At 59.4% G+C, this 21282-nt stretch carries 21 protein-coding genes; 16 read left to right on the top strand and 5 right to left on the bottom strand.

Annotated elements, in window-relative coordinates; genetic code table 11:
• Positions 1-228: 228 nt before the first annotated feature.
• The 11 genes from HMPREF9166_RS12935 (at position 229) to HMPREF9166_RS05855 (ending at position 9827) form a co-directional block, all read left to right on the top strand.
• Positions 229-2604, top strand: a complete 2376-nt coding sequence (locus HMPREF9166_RS12935; RefSeq protein WP_254655010.1) for a hypothetical protein — start codon at positions 229-231, stop codon at positions 2602-2604.
• A 119-nt stretch (positions 2605-2723) separates the two neighbouring features.
• Positions 2724-2978 carry a hypothetical protein gene (locus tag HMPREF9166_RS12930; RefSeq protein WP_102493993.1) on the top strand — a complete coding sequence of 85 codons (255 nt, stop codon included), beginning with the start codon at positions 2724-2726 and terminating at the stop codon, positions 2976-2978.
• Positions 2979-3095: 117 nt separating this feature from the next.
• On the top strand, positions 3096-4196 hold the full coding sequence (locus HMPREF9166_RS05895; RefSeq protein WP_039981106.1) for an LptF/LptG family permease: 1101 nt from the start codon (positions 3096-3098) through the stop codon (positions 4194-4196).
• A 43-nt stretch (positions 4197-4239) separates the two neighbouring features.
• The gene (locus tag HMPREF9166_RS05890; protein ID WP_009753071.1) at positions 4240-5409 is read left to right on the top strand and encodes a DUF3084 domain-containing protein; all 1170 of its coding nucleotides are present in this window, start codon (positions 4240-4242) and stop codon (positions 5407-5409) included.
• Complete coding sequence (locus HMPREF9166_RS05885) at positions 5406-5804, top strand: resolvase (protein WP_009753070.1); 399 nt, start codon at positions 5406-5408, stop codon at positions 5802-5804. The genes HMPREF9166_RS05890 and HMPREF9166_RS05885 overlap by 4 nt, the downstream gene beginning before the upstream one ends.
• Positions 5805-5847: 43 nt before the next feature.
• Positions 5848-6894, top strand: coding sequence for an MraY family glycosyltransferase (locus HMPREF9166_RS05880; protein ID WP_009753069.1), 1047 nt, complete (start codon positions 5848-5850; stop codon positions 6892-6894).
• 231 nt (positions 6895-7125) lie between these two features.
• Positions 7126-8283 carry a non-hydrolyzing UDP-N-acetylglucosamine 2-epimerase gene (gene wecB / locus HMPREF9166_RS05875; RefSeq protein WP_009753068.1) on the top strand — a complete coding sequence of 386 codons (1158 nt, stop codon included), beginning with the start codon at positions 7126-7128 and terminating at the stop codon, positions 8281-8283.
• Positions 8284-8313: 30 nt separating this feature from the next.
• Positions 8314-8550 (top strand): AtpZ/AtpI family protein, encoded by a 237-nt coding sequence (locus HMPREF9166_RS05870; protein ID WP_009753067.1) that lies wholly within the window; start codon positions 8314-8316, stop codon positions 8548-8550.
• Positions 8551-8762: 212 nt separating this feature from the next.
• On the top strand, positions 8763-9257 hold the full coding sequence (locus HMPREF9166_RS05865; RefSeq protein ID WP_039981104.1) for an HD domain-containing protein: 495 nt from the start codon (positions 8763-8765) through the stop codon (positions 9255-9257).
• 13 nt (positions 9258-9270) lie between these two features.
• Positions 9271-9546 carry a type II toxin-antitoxin system RelB/DinJ family antitoxin gene (locus HMPREF9166_RS05860; protein WP_009753065.1) on the top strand — a complete coding sequence of 92 codons (276 nt, stop codon included), beginning with the start codon at positions 9271-9273 and terminating at the stop codon, positions 9544-9546.
• Positions 9543-9827 (top strand): type II toxin-antitoxin system YafQ family toxin, encoded by a 285-nt coding sequence (locus HMPREF9166_RS05855; protein WP_009753064.1) that lies wholly within the window; start codon positions 9543-9545, stop codon positions 9825-9827. Before HMPREF9166_RS05860 ends, HMPREF9166_RS05855 begins: the two co-directional genes overlap by 4 nt.
• A 95-nt stretch (positions 9828-9922) precedes the next feature.
• Here the strand turns inward: HMPREF9166_RS05855 and HMPREF9166_RS05850 are convergent, their stop codons facing one another.
• The 5 genes from HMPREF9166_RS05850 to HMPREF9166_RS05830 form a co-directional block, all read right to left on the bottom strand.
• On the bottom strand, positions 9923-11215 hold the full coding sequence (locus tag HMPREF9166_RS05850; RefSeq protein ID WP_009753063.1) for a hexokinase: 1293 nt from the start codon (positions 11213-11215) through the stop codon (positions 9923-9925).
• 14 nt (positions 11216-11229) lie between these two features.
• Positions 11230-12003 carry an HAD-IIB family hydrolase gene (locus HMPREF9166_RS05845; RefSeq protein ID WP_009753062.1) on the bottom strand — a complete coding sequence of 258 codons (774 nt, stop codon included), beginning with the start codon at positions 12001-12003 and terminating at the stop codon, positions 11230-11232.
• Positions 12000-13664: an alpha-glucosidase gene (locus HMPREF9166_RS05840; protein ID WP_009753061.1), complete on the bottom strand. Its 1665-nt coding sequence runs from the start codon at positions 13662-13664 to the stop codon at positions 12000-12002. The genes HMPREF9166_RS05845 and HMPREF9166_RS05840 overlap by 4 nt, the downstream gene beginning before the upstream one ends.
• 75 nt (positions 13665-13739) lie before the next feature.
• Positions 13740-15851 carry an alpha-glucoside-specific PTS transporter subunit IIBC gene (locus tag HMPREF9166_RS05835; RefSeq protein ID WP_009753060.1) on the bottom strand — a complete coding sequence of 704 codons (2112 nt, stop codon included), beginning with the start codon at positions 15849-15851 and terminating at the stop codon, positions 13740-13742.
• Between the two features lie 154 nt (positions 15852-16005).
• Positions 16006-16773, bottom strand: a complete 768-nt coding sequence (locus tag HMPREF9166_RS05830; protein ID WP_009753059.1) for a MurR/RpiR family transcriptional regulator — start codon at positions 16771-16773, stop codon at positions 16006-16008.
• A gap of 133 nt (positions 16774-16906) precedes the next feature.
• Between HMPREF9166_RS05830 and HMPREF9166_RS05825 the strand changes: the two genes are divergently transcribed.
• The 5 genes from HMPREF9166_RS05825 (at position 16907) to HMPREF9166_RS05805 (ending at position 21143) form a co-directional block, all read left to right on the top strand.
• Positions 16907-17710 (top strand): HAD family hydrolase, encoded by an 804-nt coding sequence (locus tag HMPREF9166_RS05825; RefSeq protein ID WP_009753058.1) that lies wholly within the window; start codon positions 16907-16909, stop codon positions 17708-17710.
• A gap of 8 nt (positions 17711-17718) precedes the next feature.
• Positions 17719-18570, top strand: coding sequence for a histidinol-phosphatase (locus HMPREF9166_RS05820; protein WP_009753057.1), 852 nt, complete (start codon positions 17719-17721; stop codon positions 18568-18570).
• A gap of 29 nt (positions 18571-18599) precedes the next feature.
• Positions 18600-19484: a hypothetical protein gene (locus tag HMPREF9166_RS05815; protein ID WP_050749699.1), complete on the top strand. Its 885-nt coding sequence runs from the start codon at positions 18600-18602 to the stop codon at positions 19482-19484.
• Between the two features lie 21 nt (positions 19485-19505).
• Positions 19506-20432, top strand: coding sequence for a homoserine O-succinyltransferase (metA, locus tag HMPREF9166_RS05810; RefSeq protein ID WP_009753055.1), 927 nt, complete (start codon positions 19506-19508; stop codon positions 20430-20432).
• A 102-nt stretch (positions 20433-20534) separates the two neighbouring features.
• Positions 20535-21143: a hypothetical protein gene (locus HMPREF9166_RS05805; protein ID WP_050749698.1), complete on the top strand. Its 609-nt coding sequence runs from the start codon at positions 20535-20537 to the stop codon at positions 21141-21143.
• The last annotated feature ends 139 nt before the right edge of the window (positions 21144-21282 follow it).

Below are 21282 nucleotides of genomic sequence, written 5' to 3'. Positions count from 1 at the left end.
GTTCTTTTCTTTTATAAAAATGGTTACAATTTAACTTAACATAAGGAAGAAAACAATATATCTTGTTAGGACAATGGAACTAGGGGGAGGCCCAAGGAAGGGAGGGTAGAGGTTCATGCGAGGAAATGTAAAAGGGGACGACATATAGCGCGCTATGTGTCGATTTTTTTGTTGTCCGGAGGATATGCGCTTCCCTCGCTTCTGCCGGTGTATGCGGCGGATGTAACGGTGCCCGAAGTTGTCGTTGATGCGTCTCATCCTGCGGTGACAATGAGTGAGCCGGGACCGATCAATAAGAAAACAACGCCTACCCCGCCGCATCGGGAGCCAAATCGAAACGCCGTGGTCGGCAATGCTGCCGACCTCCCTCTTGCAGGCGATGTGCGTAACGTCGTCGGGAATAAGCTGACGGTACGGGCGACCTCTGCGGCGACGATGGCGGGCAAGGGCACGATGCGCACGGCGAAAAAGGACCGTACGGAAAACACCGTGAACCTCGTCGATGGCAAGGTGCGCAATCTCTACGGCGGCTACACGAATGGCACTGGTCAGACGACGGGCAATACCGTCACCATCGGGGATGGGACGAATGCCCTTCCCACGGGGACGAATATCGCGGGCTACCTCTACGGCGGCAACAAGACCGTCGACACGGACAACAAGCTCGTGGTCAATACTGCGGTCAGCGTCAAGAACATCAAGCATTTCGAGAAAATTAGCTTTAACATCAGCCACGTCTCCAATGCGACAACGCCGCTCCTCAAGCTCACCGACGGCGTGCAGACGAGCGGGCTTGACTGGGATAAAGTGGAAGTCACAGGCGCGAACGATTTCGTGCCGAGTACGTATCGGACGCGTCTTGCGACACTTATGCACAACGACCAAGGTATCGACTTTACGAAAGCGGGCGTCAATACTTACAACCCCATTCGTGCGAAGAATCGCGAGAGTGGCGATCTTGAGTATACGATCGACACGGATAACCCAACGGTGACGGCGGCGAAAGAGGTCTATGTGGACGGCTTCCGCTTCCGCCACAACAAGGGCACGGACGGAAAGGGCGCAAAGCACCTCGCTTTGGACGGCACGGTCGCGGCAGCCTACGGCGCGAACGTCACGGTAAAAGACGGTGCGGCGCAGGACAATGCAGCAGAGATCTCAGGTGGCACGGTGACGGGCAACGCCTACGGTGGTGCGCTCACGGCTGTCGCTGCGACGAAGAATGCCGCGGGAGGCAGTGCGCACATCACGGGCGGCTCGGTTGGAGGAAATGTTTACGGCGGAGCCATTACGGATGCGGCTGCGAGTGGGAACGTGACGGGAAGCTCCGTCCATGTCGCGGGCGGCACGGTCGGGGCCAATCTCTTTGGCGCAAGGGCGACAGGGCTCGCACGGGAAAATGAGGTACAGATCGAATCTGCGGTCACAGGCGCGGTCACGGGCGCAAGCTCGACGGGGGCGTCCGCTGTGGAGAATGCCGTTGTCATCCGCGCGGATGTCGCGGGAAGTGTCACGGGCGGCGCTGCTCTCCACAGTGCTTCGGCGAACCGCGTCGAAATCACAGACGCCGTCATTGCGGGCGATGTCACAGGCAGTTCCGGTGCGCAGACGGACGATAATCAGATCCTCCTCTCCGGCGCGACGGTCACGGGTGACGTTGTCGGCGGTACGAGCGCAGGCGGCACGGGTAACACGCTCGCCATCTACCCTGGACAGTCGGCCATCCACGATTTTTCCGGTGTGCAGAAACTGCGCTTCTACCTGCCGAATGACGCACGGGCAAGCTATACGCCCATGCTACAGCTCGGCGTTGCTGCGAAGGATATCCGCAATCTCAATATCGGTGTCGGCTTCTCGGGAAGCGCGCCCGTGTTGCACGGAAACGATGTAATCAGCCTCATGAAGACACTGCCGGGGGGAACTCTGCTGACTGATGCGGATATCGCGAATCAGATTGAGGGCACGCAGGGCGTTACGATGCGCTATCAGTTCGCACTTCAAAAGCGCGGCACCGATGAGCTCGTCCTCACCCTCATCGGCGCTGCGATGAACGACCAGACTAAGTCCCTCGTCGAGCCGCGTTGCGGTGCGACGGACTTCATCAATCGTGGGGCCGACCTTCTGGCGGCGTCGGGGATTTCCTCGGCGGCGAAGGAGGGCGGTCGGGCGGAGGACGACGAAAAGCGCGGCTATCAGCTATGGGCGGCGATGAGCCAGGGGACGATGCGCGCCGAGACGGGCTCCTATGTCACGACGAACGGCTACAACCTTAGCGTCGGCTGGGCAAAGGAGGGGAGGCTCAGGGCGGCTAAGACACTCTTTACCCCATTTGTGGAGTACGGCAGGGGCACGTATCACGCATATCTCGACGACGGCACACATGGCAACGGCAAGATCAGTTACCTTGGTGCAGGCCTCATGGGCGCATCGAACGCCCGGACGGATGCTGGGCGGAGGCGGCGCTGCACGGCGGAAGAGTACGAAGCAGCTATAGCGGTGATGTCTCTGTCGGGACGGTCTCGACCTACGACAGCGAAAATGCCTACTATGCGGCGCATATCGGCATCGGAAAGACGCGGCTGCTCCGCACGGGTGATACACTGAACACCTACCTGCGATACTTCTATTCACGGCAGGATGGCGTCAGTGCACAGCTCAATACAGGCGAAATATATGATTTTGATGCGGTTGCGTCGCATCGAATGAGAGTCGGATTCACCTTCTTGCACTGCGAGGATACGGGCAAGGAGATCTATGCGGGTCTTGCGTACGAGTACGAATTTGACGGCGAGGGTGCAGCATCCTATCAGGGGCTTGCCACGGACAGCCCTGCCCTGCGCGGCGGCAGCACGATGGTCGAGCTGGGCTATCGCTTTATCCCGCCGGACAGCCGTCTATCTTGGCACATCCACATGGCGGGCTGGCAGGGAACGCGGCGCGGCATGACGGGGAACATCCAGGTCAGCTGGGCACTTTGATTCAGTGCCATATGGGACTGCTGCACGTGCGGCAGTCCCTCTTTTGTCTCCTTGTCAAGGACGCTCGAAAATGATAGAATAAACAGGATGCAATTCTGCATCAACAAAGGGGAGAGTATGCATCTGAAAATCCGCATTCTTGACAAGTATATATTTCGTGAGGTCTTTCTGTCCTTTCTCTTTGCCATCTGTGCGTTCTCGGCAGTTTTCATCGGCTCGGGCACGCTTTTTCGCATTGCACAGTACATCACGGACTATGGGGCATCCCTGCCGTCCGTCATAAAGATATTCGTGTTTAGTCTGCCCGGGGTCGTCATGTGGACGTTCCCAATGTCGATGCTCCTCGCAAGTCTTCTGACGTTTGGCCGGCTCTCCTCGTCGAGCGAGATCACGGCAATGAAGTCCTGCGGCATCGGCTTCGGCCGTATTGCTGCGCCCGCGATTTTGCTTGGCTTTCTCGTGAGCGTCGGTGCGATCCTCTTCAACGAGCACGTCGTTCCACGCGCGAATACGGCGTACCGCAACGTGATCTACTACGAGATCGAGGGCAACTCGGGCATGAAGTCGCAGGAGCACGTCATCATCAAGGAGATCGAGGGCGGGCAGATCAAGCGTCTCGTCTACGCGCGCTCCTACAATGCCGAACAGCAGCAGCTGACGGGGGTCAGCCTGCAGATCTTCGGCGCGGACGGCAAGGTCTCGCACGTCGAGAACGCCGAGTACGCTGAGTGGACGGGCAGCGAGTGGATCATGCACAAGGGGGATGTCTACGACATCGCAGATGAACATCTCGAGCGGCGGATGCGTTTTGAGACACAGGTGCTCCCCGTGGAGAAGGATCCACGCCAGATCATCCGTGAGCAGAAATCCCCCGAGGAAATGACGATGCGCGAGCTGCGCCATCAGATCGCGCTCATGCAGACGCAGTATGTCAACACGAGCAAGCTCGAGGCGGAGCTCTATCAGCGCGTCTCCGTCCCCATGGCGAGCCTGATCTTTACGCTGATCGGCGTGCCGCTCGGGCTCCAGCCGACGCGCAACTCGTCCTCGGCAGGATTTGCGATGAGCGTCATCATCATCTTTATCTACTACGCGCTGATGACCATGGGAAATGCCTTTGCACGCGGCGAGGTGCTTCCGCCGATGCTTGCCGTATGGATTCCAAACATTGTCGGCATCATCGCGGGCATCATCCTCCTGCGGCGCGCATCGCGCTGAGGTTCGCTGCTGCTCTTGCCTGACGCATGAAGGAGGTGACGTCATGTACGGTGTTACGCTGATTCTCGTGCTCGCTGTCGTCGGCGGCGTCATCGCTGTCATCGGCGACCGGCTCGGCACGCGCATCGGAAAGAAAAAACTTACGCTCTTTGGGCTGCGCCCGCGCCATACGGCGGTGGTCGTCACGATCTTTACGGGCGTCTGCATCACGACGGTGACCTTCGGCATCCTCGCGGCGGCATCGGAGAATGTGCGGACAGCGCTCTTTGGCATGGATCGGCTGAACGCCATGATCGCGGACACGCGTGCGGCACTCGATGCGACGGCATCGGCACTCACCTCGGCGGAGGATGCAAAGCAGCAGGCGGATGCGGAACTCGTGAAGTCCGAGGAGGAGATCGCCGGATTGCGCAGTGAACAGGACGATCTGCGCGCAGAGTCGGATCGCCTCTCGGCGGGCAACCGTGCGCTCATGATGGAAAAGGAAGGGCTGATCTCGCTCAACGGGCGGCTCTCGGGCGAGAACGCCAAGCTCCTGACGGACATCGACGAGCTCGGCGTGCGTGCCAATGTCCTGCGCGAGAACATCGTGAACCTGCGCGAGGGCAACATCGTCTATCAGGCGGGGGAGATTATCGCGAGCGGAACGATTCCCGCGGGGCTGACGCGTGACGAGGTGGAGCGCGGGCTGGAGGGCATCGCGCAGCTCGGCACGCGCAACGCCTCGACCCGCCTCGGCGAGAACCACACGGATCAGGATATATGGATCTACGGGCCGGAGTATGAGTCGGCGGTTCAGACCATCATGCACAGCCCCGTGGACATGGTCGTGCGCATCGTCGCGGCGGGCAATTTCGTGCGCGGCGACGAGATCCGCGCGACCATCCAGCTGTACCCGAACCGCATCATCTATCGCGGCGGTGAGCTGATCGCCGCGCGTGTCTACGCACCGGAGGGACAGGGACCAGCCGCGGAGCAGGCGGTCGTCTCCTTCCTGCGCGATGTGAACGAGGCGGCGTCGGCAAAGGGGATTCTCCCCGATCCGATCCGCGGGACGGTCGGCGTGATCGAGGGGGCGGAGTTCTATGGCCTCGTGCAGGAGCTGATGGCGCATACGGGGAACGTCGTTCTCTCCGCCTACGCGGCGGCTGATACGGATGCGATGGGGCCCCTGCGCCTGCGCTTCAAGGTCGAAAGTGAGAGCGGCAGTTGAGCGGCGCAGTTCTCGCCGTTGATCCCGGGCGAGAGAAATGTGGCGTCGCTGTCCTCGCGGCAGACGGCACAGTGCTCCTGCAGGAGGTCGTGCCGACGACGCAGCTCACAGCGACGGCGGTGCGTCTCATCCATACGTACGCACCGACGGTGATCATGGGCAACGGGACGACGAGTGCAGCGGCAAGGGCTCGCATTGAGGAACTCGGCACGGAGGTCACTCTCGTCGATGAGTATCGTACGACGGACGCGGCAAAGGCGGCCTACTGGACGGCGCACCCGCCGCGCGGCTGGCGTCGGCTCATGCCGCGCGGGATGCTTGTGCCGCCCGTGCCGGTGGACGATTTCGTCGCCGTGATACTTGCACAGCGATATTTGACAGAAGTGTCGCAATAAAGTAAGATGAAACTATATACATCTTTAAGGAGAGCAATCATTCATGCCCGATAATGTCTTAGCCTTTCTGGTCGCGCTCGGCGTGGCACTACTGTTGACCCCCGCTGTGATCGCCTTTGCGCGCCGCACGGGGGCACTCGACAAGCCCGACGCGCGCAAGGTGCACGTGCGCCCCATCCCACGCATCGGCGGCATCGGCATCTATGCGGCGTTCATGGTGTCGATTCTCGTCCAGCTCACCTTCGTCGACCTCGCGCCCGAGTACATGACGAGTCTCATCGGACTCATGGTCGGCGGCACGATCATCGTCGCCATCGGCATCATCGACGACTACTGCGACCTGCCGGCAAAGGTGAAGCTGCTCGGGCAGATCATTGCGGCGGCCGTGGTCGTTATCGGATTCGATGTGCGCATCGACGTCATCACCGACCCGCTCGGCGACTATATCTACCTTGAGTTCCTTGCGATCCCGGCAACGATTTTCTGGATCGTCGGGCTGACGAATACGGTCAATCTCATCGACGGGCTGGACGGGTTGGCGGCGGGGGTCTCCTCCATCGCCGCGCTGACGATCTTCCTCGTTGCCATGGAGGAGGGCATACCGCCCGTCGCCATGGTCACCATTGCGCTCGCGGGGGCTGCGATAGGCTTCCTCTACTACAACTTCAACCCTGCGCGCATCTTTATGGGCGACACGGGGAGTATGTTCCTCGGCTTCATGCTCGCGGGCATCTCCGTCGTCGGTGCAGTCAAGAGCGCGGCGACCATCGCCCTCATCGTGCCGATTCTCGCGCTCGGCCTGCCGATCCTCGACACGACGTTTGCCATCGTCCGGCGCGCGCGCAACCACCGCCCGATCTTCAAGCCCGACAAGGGACATCTGCACCACCGCCTTCTCGCACACGGGTTCAGTCAGAAACAGGCGGTGCTGCTCATGTATGTCGTCAGCGCGCTGTTCGGCCTGTGTGCACTCGCTCTGACGGCGGTCAGCATCCAAGCGGCGGCACTCATCATACTGCTCGTCGCAGCGGCGGTATTCGTCGGCGCGCGCAAGCTGGGCATCCTCGGCATGGATGCGCCGCAGAAATAGCGTGTAAGAGAAAAGAGAGCTATGTGTCCCCCAGTGAACCTTAGTGAAGCATGTGAGTAAAGTGCGCGGTACGCCCCGACGGACTTCTTTCGTTCAAGCGAAGCGCGTTTAAGAAGTTCGTCGGTATTTCAGCGTACAAGCGCACGATCACATGCGGAACGAGGCGTTCACGGGGGACACATACGACAGTTTTATATACATGCTGCTATTCGCAGAGAGGAGCAGAGGAGAATGACCGGCAAAATCAAAGTCATGTCGATCTTTGGGACGCGCCCGGAGGCGATCAAGATGGCGCCCGTCGTCATGGAGCTGGCGCGCCATCCAGAGGAGATTGAGACACAGACGCTCGTGACGGCACAGCATCGGGAGATGCTCGATCAGGTGCTCCATCTCTTTCACATCGTCCCCGACTACGATCTCAACATCATGGCGGCGGGACAGACACTCTTTGACATCACCACGCGTGCAATGCAGGGCATCAACGAGGTGTTCCAGAAGGATCGCCCCGACCTCGTCCTCGTCCACGGCGATACGACGACGACCTTTGCGGGGGCACTCGCCGCGTTCTATCATCAGATCCCCGTCGGACACGTTGAGGCGGGACTGCGGACGCACGACATCTACTCCCCATTCCCCGAGGAGATGAACCGTCGCCTGACGGGCGGCATCGCGACCCTGCACTTTGCCCCGACGCCGACGGCACACGATAATCTAGCGGCAGAGGGCGTGCCCGAGCGGCGCATCTTCGTCACGGGCAATACCGTCATCGACGCGCTGCATCATACCGTACGCCCCAACTACGTCCTCCCGCCGGAGCTTTCGCAGGTGGACTTTGAGCACCACCGCGTCCTCCTCGTGACGACGCATCGCCGCGAGAACCTCGGCGAGCCGATGCGCCACGTCTACCGTGCCATTCACGACATCGTGGACGAGATGGGGGACGTGGAGGTCATCTTCCCCGTACACCGCAATCCGAAAGTACGCGAGATCGTACGTGAGGAGCTGGGCGGGCTGGCGCACGTTCACCTCATCGACCCACTGGAGTACGAACCGTTCGCCAATCTCATGGCACGTGTGGACATCGTGCTTACGGACTCGGGCGGGATTCAGGAGGAGGCACCTGCGCTCGGCAAGCCTGTCCTCGTCCTGCGCGACACGACGGAACGCCCCGAGGCGGTGACGGCGGGCACGGTGCATCTCATCGGCACGGCGCAGGAGCGCGTCTACGCCGAGACCAAGCGTCTCCTCACCGATCAAGCGGCATACGCGGTAATGGCGGAGGCAGTCAATCCCTACGGCGATGGGGAGGCGGCACGCCGCATCATCGAGGCAGTTCTCTACCACGCGGGACACATCCACACGCCGCCGGAGCCCTTTCGCGGCGCGTGACGGCTCGGTGTGAGAGAGGAGGGGACACCGATGCAGGAAAAGAAGCCAATGCCGTCGGGGATGGCAGAGGCCATGCGCGCCTTTGGACTGCTCTCGGGGGTCGGCATCTACTTTGTCGTCTTTCTCGGCATCTTCCTCTTTCTCGGCCAATGCGCCGATGATTTTCTCGGGACGGGGCGCGTCTGCACCATCACGGGCATCCTCCTCGGCTTTCCAGCCGCGATCTACTCACTCTATCGGCAGCTGAAGTATTTCAAGCTGGTGTAATGGGACTGCTGCACGCCCCCATCGGCTCGCTGCGCTCGCCACTTCCCCCGTAGATGGGGGAAGCTATTATGCCGTTACTTCCCGAAGCCTTCCCCGTTATGACGGGGAAGGGGGACCGCGTGAGCGGTGGAAGGGGCACAAAGGCGGGGCTGATGCACGAGAATTTTAGATTCGTGCAGCAGCCCCATTGGAATTTATGGGAGATATATGACATGGGGAACAAGACAGTAAACGATGTCATGCAGAAAATGATTGCTTACTCGGCGGGCAATCTGCACGATATAGCACACTTTATGAAGGTCTATGCCTTTGCCCGCACGATCGGCGTCGCGGAGAATCTTACGCCGACGGAGCAGGAGACCGTGGAGATCGCCGCGATCCTGCACGACATCGCCTGCCCTCTCTGTCGCGAGAAATACGGCAATACGAACGGCAATCATCAGGAGGAGGAGGGCGGCCCTCTGACGGAGGAGTTCCTCAAGGACATCGAACTCCCTGCGGGGATGGCGGAGCGCCTCGTCTACCTCGTCAGCCACCACCATACGTATAACGATGTGGACGGGCGCGACTATCAGATCCTCCTTGAGGCGGACTTTCTCGTCAACGCCGACGAGAGCCACATGGGGGCTGCGGCGATACGCAACTTCCGCGACCACGTATTCAAGACGGCGACGGGCACGCATCTGCTCAAGACGATCTATCTGTAAAGGAGTGTGGACAATGGCTGTTGTTATGGATGTCAATGTTTCTCTAGATCGTGATGTGAAAGAACGGAGCGAGGCGCTGTATGGTGAACTTGGCGTGGATCTGACGACAGCAATCAATGTATTTCTTCGTCAGTCACTTCGTGTCGGAGGATTTCCGTTCGAGGTACGTATGGATGTTCCGAACAATGAAACTTCCGCGGCACTGATGGAAGCAGAACATCTTTTGCACGATCCATCAGTCAAGCGATACTCCGATGTTGAGGAAGCGTTGAGGGTACTCAAAGCATGAAGAACCTCGATATCGTATGGACAAGTCAGTTTAAGAAAGACTATAAGGCGGCGATGAAACGCCGTCTACCCATAGAGCTTCTTGATGATGTGATTCGCAGCTTGGCTCGCGGAGAGCTTCTTCCAGATAGGAATAGAGATCATGCTCTGCTCGGTCGATGGCGTGGTTATCGTGAATGCCACATTCAGCCCGATTGGCTGCTCATCTATCGTGTTGAAGATACTATGCTGATGTTGACGCTTGCACGAACGGGTACCCATAGCGATCTGGTTGGTGCTTGAGTACATTAAGGAATTGCTAAAAAAACGATGAAAACGTCCCGCAGGCCAGTCCTGCGGGGCGTTGCTGTATATTCGGCTGTATCTTGGTTGTTCGCTCAGCTCTGTTCCGTCATGGCGGCGGCGAGTGCTGCGCCGAGAGCGGAGCCAGCGTTTTCGAGGATGATCTGGATGTTGACCGCCTCATCGAGGAGGAGCTTATCGAGTGCGCCGCGCAGATGATGCGCGACGAGAGGCACCTTTTCATAGACCGAGCCGTCCACGGCGATGAACTGGTTCTCTGCCTTTGTCTCACCCGCGCGGTGACGGATGATGCCCGCATAGGTCGCGGCGACGATGTGCGCGGAGCGCTGGATCACCGTCCCCGCGAGATCCTGCATGAGGGCACGGTCGGCGGCGGAAAAGGTCATGCCCGTCTTGGCCTCGATGATCGCGCCCGCGGCGTGGCGGTCGAGGAAGGCATCTGCCACGATGGCAGAGAGCTCGATGCTCGTGAAGGGATACGAGGCTCCCTCCTCCCCGAGGAGATCGGCGAGTGCCGAGCCGTAGAGCATCCCGAGGTAGCGTCCCGATACCATCTTTTCGAGCCGCTGTGCACCGGGCTGCTCGGAACAGGCGTCGATGGCATCATCGTATTTCGAGAAGGGGAGGCGGTTGAATCCGCCCGACTCCATGTTGATGACCATTGGCTTCTCGCTGCCGTCCGCGAAGTTCTCGAAGTAGCAGGTGTTCTGCCCCGTGGCGTAGATCGAGCCGATGTAGGTGTGCTCGCGCTTGTACGCCGCCGCAAGGAGCACGGCAACCGTGTCGTTGATGACGGCGACGGGCACGACGTTCTTCATGCCGCGCCGCATGAGTGCATCCTCGAGGAGATCGTTTACGACCTTGCCCTCGACGCCCTTCGTGGCGAACTCCTTCGTCCAAGTGATGAGCCGCGCGTTGCAGAGGTTCGTCTGCTCCGAGGGGAAGGAGAAGGTGTGGCCGAGCAGATACTTGGTCTCGTGGTCGCCCTCGATTGCCTCGTCGATGATTTCGGCGAGGAAGTCGAACATCTCATCCGCCGTTGCATCCGCGCAGACGTAGTCGTAGACGCCGGGAAGCGTGAGCGGCTTGGCGACCTTGCTTTCGACCTTGTACTTGCCGCTGCCGTCGAGGCGGAGGCGGACGGCGCGGACGTTCGTCCCGCCGAAGTCAAGCGCGAGGAATGTGCCGGTCTCCTTACCCGTCGGCAGACTCGCGAACGTGCGGAGCATCCGCAGGCTCGCACCCTTTTCGTGCGCAAGCCCTGCGTGCATCTCAGTGCGAAAATCATCGGCAATGTGGTGCAGCGTATCGTCGTCCAAGGTAAAGGCTGCCTTGATTTCCTTAAATTTCTTATGATCCAGACCCATGATTTTCCTCCTTTTCAACAAAAATGATCGAGCATCGCACCGACGCTCGGGAATACCGCGCGCGCCTGTTCCTGAATCGCGGGGCGCGCCGTAGTCAGTGAAAACCCGTCAAATGCCTTCAGCATGGGCAGGTCATTCGTCTCATCACCGATGGCGTAGATCTCCGCATCATCCCAGCCCATGACGCGGAGGAGGGTACGGATGCCCTCGTCCTTGCCGATGCCGGCGGGCGTGATGTCGAGGCTGCACGCGTTCGGAAAGGCATGGATGAGGTCGCCGAGCTTCGCATTCAGTACCTCTGCGCACGCATTGGACTGCTCCGGCTCCGGAAAGCCAAGCGAGAACTGATGGATCTTCGTCAGCCCCGCGATGTCGGATTCCTCAATGTAGGTGATGGGGAAGTCCCACTCCTTTGCCTCGCGCTCGATCCACGAGCCCTCGGAATGGTGGCAGAGGTAGGTCGTCTCTGCCGCCGAGAAGGCGAAGTGGAACGATTTCTGCGCCGTCGGCTCGGCGGCGATTGCCGTCAGCGCACGCGGTGCGATCTCCGCCTGAAACCGTACACTGTCGTCCGTGCCGCGGATGATGCCGCCATTGTTGCAGACCGTGTAGTCGAATTCAACGCCGTAGGCGCGCAGCTGCGGGACGAGCATCCCGTAGTCACGCCCTGAGACGACGCCGAATTTATGCCCCGCCGCGCGCCAGCGGGCGATGCCCTCCTTCGTCTCGGCGTCGATTTTGCCGCCGCGCAGGAGTGTCCCATCATAGTCGCTTGCCGCTACTTTCATCCGATTTCCTCCTCATAGACGATGGCTTCGAGCGGGCGCAGCGCGTACAGCGGCGCATCCGCATAGTTTCCGATGAGGCGCGTTCCGCGCTGCAGCTCTGCGGGGAGCGCTGCCTGCTCTGTCGTAAAGTTGACCGCTGTGACCGTGCGGCGGTTCCCCTCCGTCCGCGCAAACGCATAGATCTGTTCGCTGTCCTTCAGCAGTTCCTCATACTTGCCGCGCAGCAGAAGCGGATGTTCCGTCCGCAGGCGGATGAGTTTCTTGTAGTAGGCGAGAACGGAGTCCGCATCCTTTTCCTCTGCCGCCGCGTTGACAACAGGATAGTTCTCGTTGACAGGCAGCCATGGCGTGCCCGTCGTAAAGCCCGCATGTGCGGTATCATCCCACTGCATCGGCGTGCGTGCATTGTCGCGGCTGTTGAAATGAACGAAGGACAGTGCCTCAGTGGGGGGGTATCCCTCCGCGCGCGCCAGTTCGTACTGTCCGTGCGAGGAGATGTCGTCATAGTCGGAGATGCTGTCCCATGCGACGTTCGTCATGCCGAGCTCCTCGCCCTCGTAGATGAAGGGCGTGCCGCGCAGGGTGAGCAGCACCGTGGCGAGTGCCTTTGCTCCGAGGACGGGGTCGGCGTCCTCGGGGAGGAAGTAGTTCACCGAGCGCGCGCGGTCGTGGTTCTCAAAGTAGATCGGGCACCAGCCCTCGCGGGCGACCCCCGCCTGACTTGCGGAGAGCGCCGCCTTGAGCTTCGTCAGCTTCCACGGCTGCATCTTGCACCATGTCTCGCCGCTTTCGTAGGGGACGAGGACGTGGGCAAACTCAAAGAGCATGGAGAACACGCCGTTTTCGCCGACCCAGTCGGGGAGTTCTGCGGGGCTGACGCCGTTCGCCTCACCGACGGTGAAGATGTCGTGTCCGTCAAATACCTCGCGGCGGAACTCATGGAGGAAGTCCAGAATGCCGGGCGTATTGACCGTCATCGTGTGGACGCTCACCATGCCGTCTGCCGCATCGGGTGTGCCGTCGGTGAAGACGGCTGGTTTCTTGATGTAGGTGATCGCGTCGATGCGGAATCCGCCGACGCCCTTGTCGAGCCAGAAGTTCGCAGCGCGGTAGAGGGCGGCGCGTACCTCCAGGTTCTCCCAGTTGAGATCGGGCTGCGCCTCGGCAAATGTGTGCAGGTAGTACTGCCCGCGCTCGGGGCAGTATGTCCACGCAGAGCCGCCGAAGATGCCGCGCCAGTTCGTCGGCGCACTGCCGTCCTCCTTCGGGTCGCGCCAGATGTACCAGTCACTCTTTTCGTTGGTGCGGCTGGAGCGCGACTTCAGGAACCATGGATGTTGGTCGGAGCTGTGGTTGTAGACGAGATCCATGATGATGCGGATGCCGCGCTCCTTTGCGCCTGCGATCAGCTCCTCCATCTGGTGCATCGAGCCGAAGTCGTGATTGATGCCCGTGTAGTCACTGATGTCGTAGCCGTTGTCGATCATGGGGGACGGGTAAACGGGGGTGAGCCAGACCGCGCCGACACCGAGCTCCTTCAGATAGTCGAGCTTTTCCGTGATGCCGCGCAGGTCGCCCGTCCCGCTGCCCGTCGTGTCGTTGAAACTCTTCGGGTAGATTTGATAGACGGCGGTGTTCTGCCACCATTTGTACTCGTTCATCGCAGACCCTTTCCTTTCCCTATTTTTCCTATTATCGAGACGCCTTGTTGTTGCTGCACAACAGCATAGTGCTTCTCAGAACGTCAGCACGGGCGTCTCGCCTGCCTTTGCATCCATGCCTGTCGTCTTCTTCATCAGCGGATACTCGCCGGAGTTCGTCACCGCCATGATGACCGTATCCTGATAGCCCGCGTCGTGGATCACCGTGCGGTCGAACGTCACGAGCGGCGTTCCTGCCTTCACGCGGTCGCCCATCGCGACGTGCATCTCAAATCCCTTGCCCTCGAGCTTCACCGTATCCACGCCGATGTGGATGAGCATCTCTGCACCGTTGTCCATGCGCAGACCTACCGCATGACGGCTGTCCTCCATGACCATCGTCACCTCGGCATCCGCCGGTGCAACGACGACACCTTCCGTCGGCTCGACGGCAACGCCGTCGCCCATCATCTTCTGTGAGAACATCTCATCCTTGACCTCGGTCATGTCGATGACATGTCCCGTCGTGACCGCGTTGATCGCGACGGATTTCTCCGTGCCGATCGCCGTCTCTGCCGCATCCGATGCGGGAGCGGTGAGCAGTGCCTCAAAACGCTCGCGGATCTGCGGCACCGAGAGTCCGACAATGACTTGGAATGCGTGACCGTTGCGCACCAGACCATGTGCGCCTGCATCCGTAAAGGCAACCGCCGGGGCAACGCGCTCGGGGTCGCTGACCGTGACGCGCAGACGCGTTGCACAGTTCGTCACATCGACGATGTTCGACGGGCCGCCGAGCCCTTCGAGGAATGCCTTTGCCTTTACATCGCGCTCATCGAGCTTCATGCTCGGCGCAGCGGCACCGTCCGCAGCGGCACCCGCCTGTTTTGCCTTGTAGTCCGCCTTCGTAAAGAGCTTGTCCTCCACCGCATCATCCGTGCGTCCCGGCGTCTTGTAGTCCTTCAGCAGAATAACCCAGCGGAATACAAAGAAGTAGATGGCAGTGAAGCACAGTCCGATGACGATCTGCGTGATGTACTCCGTATAGTGATACGGGAAGAGCGGGATCCAGTTCTGCACGAAGCAGTCAATCAGACCGCCGCCGAAGTTCCCCGAGAGTCCGAAGGAGTAGAGGGTCGCCGACAGCGTTGCCGAGAGCAGCGCGTGAATCAGATAGAGCAGAGGTGCGACAAAGAGGAAGGTGAACTCCAGCGGCTCCGTGATGCCGCAGAGCATCGCCGTGATCGTCGCGGGGATGAGGAGCGCCGCCGTCTTTTTCTTCTTCTCGGGCTTGGCGCAGACATAGATCGCGAGTGCCGCACCCGGCAGACCGAACACCTTGCCGCTGCCGTGGAGAGCAAAGCCGCCCTCGGGGAAGAGGTCGCGCAGACTCTGCGCGCTCGTCATAAAGTCATTGATATGCCCAAGCCAGTAGGCCTGAATGCCGCCGTCCACAATCGCGGGGCCATAGATGAACGGCAGATAGATGAAGTGATGCAGACCGGCGGGCAGGAGGATTTTCTCCGAGAACGTATATGCCCAGACACCGACGATGCCGCTGGTCTTGAGGAAAAACTGAAAGTGCTCGATGGTGTGCTGGACGGCAGGCCAGACAAAGCAGAAGATGAGTGCCATCGGGATCATCACGACGAAGCCGATGGCGACGACGAAGGCAGGTCCCTTGAAGATGCCGAGCCAGTCCGGGATGTCCGTGTCATAGAAGTGATTGTGCAGGAACGCCGTGCAGCAGGCGATAAAGATCGCACCGAGCATGCCCATGTCGAGCGTCTTGATGTTGGCGATCATCGCGAGTCCCGTGCCGGGGCCTGCTGCCTGACTGTAGTCCACGCCGAAGACATCCGCATGGAGCGTCAGGAAACCTGCAATGAAGTAGTTGAACAGCATATAGATAACGAACGACTCCATCGCACAGCGTGCGGGCTCCTTCTTCGCAAAGCCGATCGGCACGGCAATGGCGAAGAGGATCGGCATCTGTGCGAAGACCGTCCACGCACCCTGCTCGACCACGTACCAGAAATCGTACCATACCGTACCCTGCGCGGCGATACTGCCGAGCAGCCCCGTGTTTTTACATACGATGGACACCGCCACCGTGAGACCGAAGAACGCGAACAGAATGACGGGCGTATACATCGCGCCGCCGAACCGCTGCATGTTCTGCATGATGACATCCTTGCTGAGTGCCATGTGCCTTCTCCTCCTTAACCCATTCCGCAACGATATTGGATCAGCCATAATCCGTTATGTCTACGATAATGCAAAAACGCCGCGAAAGCAATAGCTTCGCGGCATTCGGGAGCGATATACAGAGGTCGTACCGAAGTACATCATATGAAATTTGTTACATCCCGGCACATTCCTCCGCATAGAGCCGATAGTGGACGTACCAGATCTCGAGCAGGAGGAAATAGGCGAGCATGGACTTGAACTGGAGACGCGCCTCGTTCTCGGGCAGATTGAACTCTGCGGGCATGACGTAGAGGTTCTCTGTGGAGCGGCTGGCGAGCGTGTTGCGGCGCATCTCCGTGATGGAGAGGACAGGGATGCCCTTCAGGTTCAGCTGCTCCGCGAACTCCACCGTGCGCGCCGACTCGCCCGAGAGCGAGATGAAGATAAAGAGATCGTCCGGCCCCGCCTCCTGATAGACGGAGTAGAACTCCTCGCGCCCCGCGATCTCATAGATAAAGATATTGTCATAGAAAAAGAGCCGTTTCAGCTCCTGCATCACGTTCGTCTGCACGTAGCCAGAGGCGTAGCCAAAGACGCGGTGCGCCCCGTTCATCAGGCGGCTCGCCCGCGTGTAGTCGCGCTGCATCAGCGCACGCCACGTTTGATCGTAGAAACCGCTGAGCGCCGTGCGGACATCCTGCGGCGGTACTGCGGCAGGGGCAGCCTCCATGCGCATGATCGCCTTCATCTCGCCGAACCCGTCAAAGCCGAGCTTCTGTGCAAAGCGTACGACCGAGGCACTCGAGACGGCGCACGCCCGTGCCAGCTCGTGGATGGAGGAGCGGCTCGCCGCCGCGCGGTTGGCGTCGATGTAACGCCAGATGCAGCGATCTGCCTCACTCAGTTCACGCAGGTGCGCATTGATTCGCTCCGTGAGCATGGCGCATCCCCTTTCATCTCATATATTTCTTTCATTATAGCATATACTGCACCGATGTGCGCGCCTTTGTTGCGCTCTGCAGCGGTCTTTGTTATAATGAGAACATTGTATCGAACGGGAGAGGGGCGATGATGTGATACGGCTGATTTTTTCAGATATGGATGGGACGCTCTTGGATGAGAACGGGCGGCTGCCGGAGGAGTTCGGCGATCTCTATGCGCGGCTGAAGGAGCGCGGCATCCGCTTTGCCCCCGCCTCGGGACGGCAGTACGCATCGCTCCGACGGACGTTCGCTCCGTGGAAGGACGAGCTGATCTTCGTCGCGGAGAACGGGACAATGGTGATGGAGGGCAGCAGGGAGATCTTTTCGAGCGGGATTGAGCGGACGCTTGTGCTCGATGCCCTGCGGACGGGCATGGAGATTCCCGGTGTGCAGATAGTCATGTGCGGGAAAAAGAGCGGCTACATATTGTCACGCGACAATGTACCGGCATTTCGCCATGAGCTGGATCAGTACGTTACAGTGTCGTCGGTCGTAGAGGACTTCGCCGGCGTGGACGATGTCCTGATAAAAATCTCGCTCTGTGATCTTACAGGACACGCCGAGACCTCTATACTGCCGACGATGCAGCAGTACAGAGACCGCCTGCAGGTTACGCTCTCGAGTACGAAGTGGATCGATCTCTTTAACCTCGGTGTCAGCAAGGGGGCAGCCGTCGCGCAGATTCAGCGGCAGCTCGGTATTGCGCCCGAGGAGTGTGCGGCGTTTGGCGACTACGACAATGACCTTGAGCTGATGGATGCCGTGCACTACAGCTTTGCGATGGAGAACGCCCTGCCCGCCGTCAAGGAGCGTGCGCGCTACCGTGCGCCGAGCAATCGCGAGCACGGCGTGATAGAGGTCTGCGAGCGCATTCTCGCGGGGGAGTTTGACTGAGGTGTCATATGCGCTTTGACTATCACATGCATCTTGAGTACGGCTCGTACGATGAGGACTACGCGGAGGGATTCTTCCGTGCGGCAGAGCAGCGCGGCGTCTATGAGATCGGCTTTTCGGAGCACTCCCATACCTTTCCTGAGTTCGAGCAGCTCTACTATGACGATCTTATCTTGGACGACAGTACTGTGGGACAGTTTCAGCGGAAATGGCTGAAAAAGAACAAGTTCAAGTACACACTTGACGAGTATTTTTCCTTTATTGAAAAGCTGCGGAAAAAGCACAAGGTGCGCGCGGGCATCGAGGTCTGCAATTTCCGCGATCAGGCGGCGGCCGCAAAGATTCTCGCCGCCTATCCGTTCGACTATGTGATCGGCTCGGTGCACTTCCTGCACGGCTGGGCGTACGACACAGAGGCCATCGTGGCGGAGTGGGACAACCACCCGCTGACGGAGATCTACGAGTGGTATACGGAGGAGGCAGAGCACCTCGCGGCGGCACATCTCTACGACGTGCTCGGGCATCCGTTCAACATCCGCCTGTATCGTCACTTTCCAACGTTCGATGTGACGCCGTATCTCGAGCGCGTGGCGGCGGCGATGGCAGCGGCAGATATGATCGTCGATCTCAACACGGGGACGTACTATCGCTATCCGGTGCACGAGTTTTCGCCGTATCCGGACTTTATGCGCGTGGCACATGCGCACGGCCTGCCGCTCATCACGACATCGGATGCGCATAAGCCCGAGGACTGTGCGCGTTATAATGAGGAGGCAGTGCAGTATGCCCGCTCCTTTGGCTATACGGAGCAGATTCACTTTACGGGCGGGCGCACGCGTGAGAGCGTCCCGCTGATCTGATGCACAGCGTCGAGAGAGGAGAGCAACGGATGAGTGCAGTGAGATCGTTTTGGATGGGGGCGGCGACGCTCCTCCTTTCCCTGCTCATGTTCTGCCCTGCGGTGCTTGCCGACGAGGGGCAGACGTGGGTCTGGCTGAGCTCGAACGACAGGTACTCGAAATACTACGCACCCGCCTCTGTCCGCATCGCCCAGAGCGTGGCGACGAGTGACGGCAGAGCGGTGGCGACGGAGATCGAGGCAGAGATCAAGACCTCGTTCAGTTATGAGGGCGCGGAGGAGACCATCCGCAACTACAAGATTAACCACGTTATCCCAAATCCCGCGCAGCTCTCGTACTCCGTTGCGCAGGTGCGCGTTGTACCGCAGAGCCGTACGCTGCAGTACCTCGGTGAGACGTTCTACGACAGCGCCGGCAAGGTGCTCTGGTCGAAGGGTGAGGGCAAGGAAAAGGAGATGAACTCCCAGCAGTTTGATGAGGAGTTCTATGCAGCCATCATCGACACGGTGTTTCATCAGGGGGAGATGCAGCGCCTGCGTGCGGATAACCGCTGGATCCTGCTCTGGTCGGATGAAACGTCCGGCGTCAAAACGCAGGTGACGGCAGACACCTCGACCATGCGCCGCATGGGGGACAATCTCGTCTTCTGGGCATGGACGGAGGTTCGTGATGCCGACGGAAAGGCTCTTGAGATCAAGTTCGACAAACGTGCAGTGAACCTCCCACAGGGCACGGAGCGCATTGTCACGGGACGCTATTGGTCGCCGCAGGCGGGCTGGCAGGCACTCGACGACGGCTATGAGGGAGCGTACCGCATGATCAATCGCGACGCACCCGAGGAGCGCGGGCTCGTCCGCCTGCGTGCCTTTGCCGATGGCTACAGCACATGGATCACGCGCTATCAGGTCCGATAATATCCTTGAGAAGGGAAAAATATGCCGATTAAGATACCGAACAATTTGCCCGCAGTGAATGTTCTCGAGGGGGAGAACATCTTCGTCATGAACGCAGCGCGCGCCTACAGTCAGGATATCCGTCCGCTGCGGCTGCTCATTCTGAATCTCATGCCGATCAAGGAGGTGACGGAGACACAGCTTCTGCGCCTCCTCGGCAATACGCCGCTGCAGGTGGAGGCTGACTTCATCTATACGGAGTCCTACGTCCCGACACATACGTCACGCGCCTATCTCTCAGAATTTTATGGAACGTTTGCCGAGGTGCGCCATAAAAAATACGATGGCTTTATCATCACGGGGGCGCCGGTCGAGCAGTATGCCTTCGAGGAGGTCGCCTACTGGGACGAGGTCGCAGAGATCATGCAGTGGAGCAAGAAGCACGCCTTCTCGACGTTCCACATCTGCTGGGGCGCACAGGCGGGGCTCTACTATCACTACGGCATCCCGAAGCACTGGACGGAGAAGAAGATCTTCGGCGTCTATGAGCACCATCGCTGTGTGCACCACGAGAGTCTACTGCGCGGCTTTGACGATATTTTCTACGTGCCGCACTCGCGCCATACGGAGACACGCCGCGCCGATGTCGATGCCGTACCCGAGCTGACCGTTCTCGCCGAGGGCGATGCGGGGGTCTACATCATCGCGAATCTGCGGCGGCGGCAGTTCTTCATCACGGGACATGCCGAGTATGATCCACTGACACTGAAGGCAGAGTATGACCGCGATCGCGCGGCGGGGATGAACCCCGACATCCCGGTGAACTACTATCCCAACGACGATCCAAGTCTTCCGCCCGTTGTTCGCTGGCGCAGCGTCGCACATCTGCTCTTTGCGAACTGGCTGAACTACTACGTCTATCAGGGTACACCATACGAACTGGACAGCCTTGACAACGCGGAGGACTGAGGAGCGGTGAAATGCTGCATCATCTGGAATGTTCAGCGAAAATTCAGCTTTTGGTACTACCATAGTATTCGTTAATAGAACAATACGATGGGAGCGATCGATTTGCAGAAACGATGGGGTGCAGTGCTGGCTGCCTGTGCCGTCCTGCTCATGGGCGTCCGTACCGCCGATGCGGCGGAGGCAATTCCAAAATACATTTACGAATGGGTGCAGTCCACAGCGCGGCAGGGCTACTACTTCAACAAGGAGTACATCCAGTACGCCGCCGATGCGCACGGCTACATCGACCTCACGAAGATCCTCGTGCCGACGCTGCGCGTCTACGATAATATCCAGATCCAAGATGTTGTCTCGAAGCGCCGCTGGCGGATGCTCCCGCTCGAGGGGTACGGTGACCTCTCGGGCGCGGCGGAGTATCTTTTGATCGACCTGCGCGCGGGCACGGTGCGCGTGACGGCGCATGAGGATCTGGACAGCGCGTGGGGGACGATCTCGCGCGAGGAGAATGCGAAGGAGTTTACCCTCGCCTCCCTCTCGGACAAGGACGTGGAGAAAAAATTTTTTAATGCAATTATTTCCTACGCTGCGGCCCATCAGGAGGAGCTCATCCACCGCTCGAAGGGGATACTGAGCGATGCTGACCGCAAAATACTGGCGGAACAGCAGGCAAAGGCGGCGAAAGAACAGAAAAAAACCGTCAAGCATCCATAAAGCAAGATAAAACGATAAAATATGGAGCGTCCCACCGATATCAAGGGGGGACGCTTCTTTTTATTTGGGAGTCTCTAGCTTTTTTTTTGAAAACAAAGTATAATAGGGATGAGCCTACTAGGAGGAGGATGTGACGCGC

The organism is Selenomonas sp. oral taxon 149 str. 67H29BP (genome assembly GCF_000146365.1).
Taxonomy (GTDB): Bacteria; Bacillota; Negativicutes; order Selenomonadales; family Selenomonadaceae; genus Centipeda; species Centipeda felix.
The sequence above is the reverse complement of the archived record's forward strand: the minus strand, read 5'-3'. Positions and strand labels throughout refer to the sequence as shown.

Excerpts from the sequence above, each read along its gene's own strand:
- HMPREF9166_RS05895 (WP_039981106.1), top strand. The coding sequence starts at position 3,096 with ATGCATCTGAAAATCCGCATTCTTGACAAGTATATATTTCGTGAGGTC.
- HMPREF9166_RS05890 (WP_009753071.1), top strand. The coding sequence starts at position 4,240 with ATGTACGGTGTTACGCTGATTCTCGTGCTCGCTGTCGTCGGCGGCGTC.
- HMPREF9166_RS05880 (WP_009753069.1), top strand. The coding sequence starts at position 5,848 with ATGCCCGATAATGTCTTAGCCTTTCTGGTCGCGCTCGGCGTGGCACTA.
- wecB (WP_009753068.1), top strand. The coding sequence starts at position 7,126 with ATGACCGGCAAAATCAAAGTCATGTCGATCTTTGGGACGCGCCCGGAG.
- HMPREF9166_RS05870 (WP_009753067.1), top strand. The coding sequence starts at position 8,314 with ATGCAGGAAAAGAAGCCAATGCCGTCGGGGATGGCAGAGGCCATGCGC.
- HMPREF9166_RS05865 (WP_039981104.1), top strand. The coding sequence starts at position 8,763 with ATGGGGAACAAGACAGTAAACGATGTCATGCAGAAAATGATTGCTTAC.
- HMPREF9166_RS05860 (WP_009753065.1), top strand. The coding sequence starts at position 9,271 with ATGGCTGTTGTTATGGATGTCAATGTTTCTCTAGATCGTGATGTGAAA.
- HMPREF9166_RS05855 (WP_009753064.1), top strand. The coding sequence starts at position 9,543 with ATGAAGAACCTCGATATCGTATGGACAAGTCAGTTTAAGAAAGACTAT.
- HMPREF9166_RS05850 (WP_009753063.1), bottom strand. The coding sequence starts at position 11,215 with ATGGGTCTGGATCATAAGAAATTTAAGGAAATCAAGGCAGCCTTTACC.
- HMPREF9166_RS05845 (WP_009753062.1), bottom strand. The coding sequence starts at position 12,003 with ATGAAAGTAGCGGCAAGCGACTATGATGGGACACTCCTGCGCGGCGGC.
- HMPREF9166_RS05840 (WP_009753061.1), bottom strand. The coding sequence starts at position 13,664 with ATGAACGAGTACAAATGGTGGCAGAACACCGCCGTCTATCAAATCTAC.
- HMPREF9166_RS05835 (WP_009753060.1), bottom strand. The coding sequence starts at position 15,851 with ATGGCACTCAGCAAGGATGTCATCATGCAGAACATGCAGCGGTTCGGC.
- HMPREF9166_RS05830 (WP_009753059.1), bottom strand. The coding sequence starts at position 16,773 with ATGCTCACGGAGCGAATCAATGCGCACCTGCGTGAACTGAGTGAGGCA.
- HMPREF9166_RS05820 (WP_009753057.1), top strand. The coding sequence starts at position 17,719 with ATGCGCTTTGACTATCACATGCATCTTGAGTACGGCTCGTACGATGAG.
- HMPREF9166_RS05815 (WP_050749699.1), top strand. The coding sequence starts at position 18,600 with ATGAGTGCAGTGAGATCGTTTTGGATGGGGGCGGCGACGCTCCTCCTT.
- metA (WP_009753055.1), top strand. The coding sequence starts at position 19,506 with ATGCCGATTAAGATACCGAACAATTTGCCCGCAGTGAATGTTCTCGAG.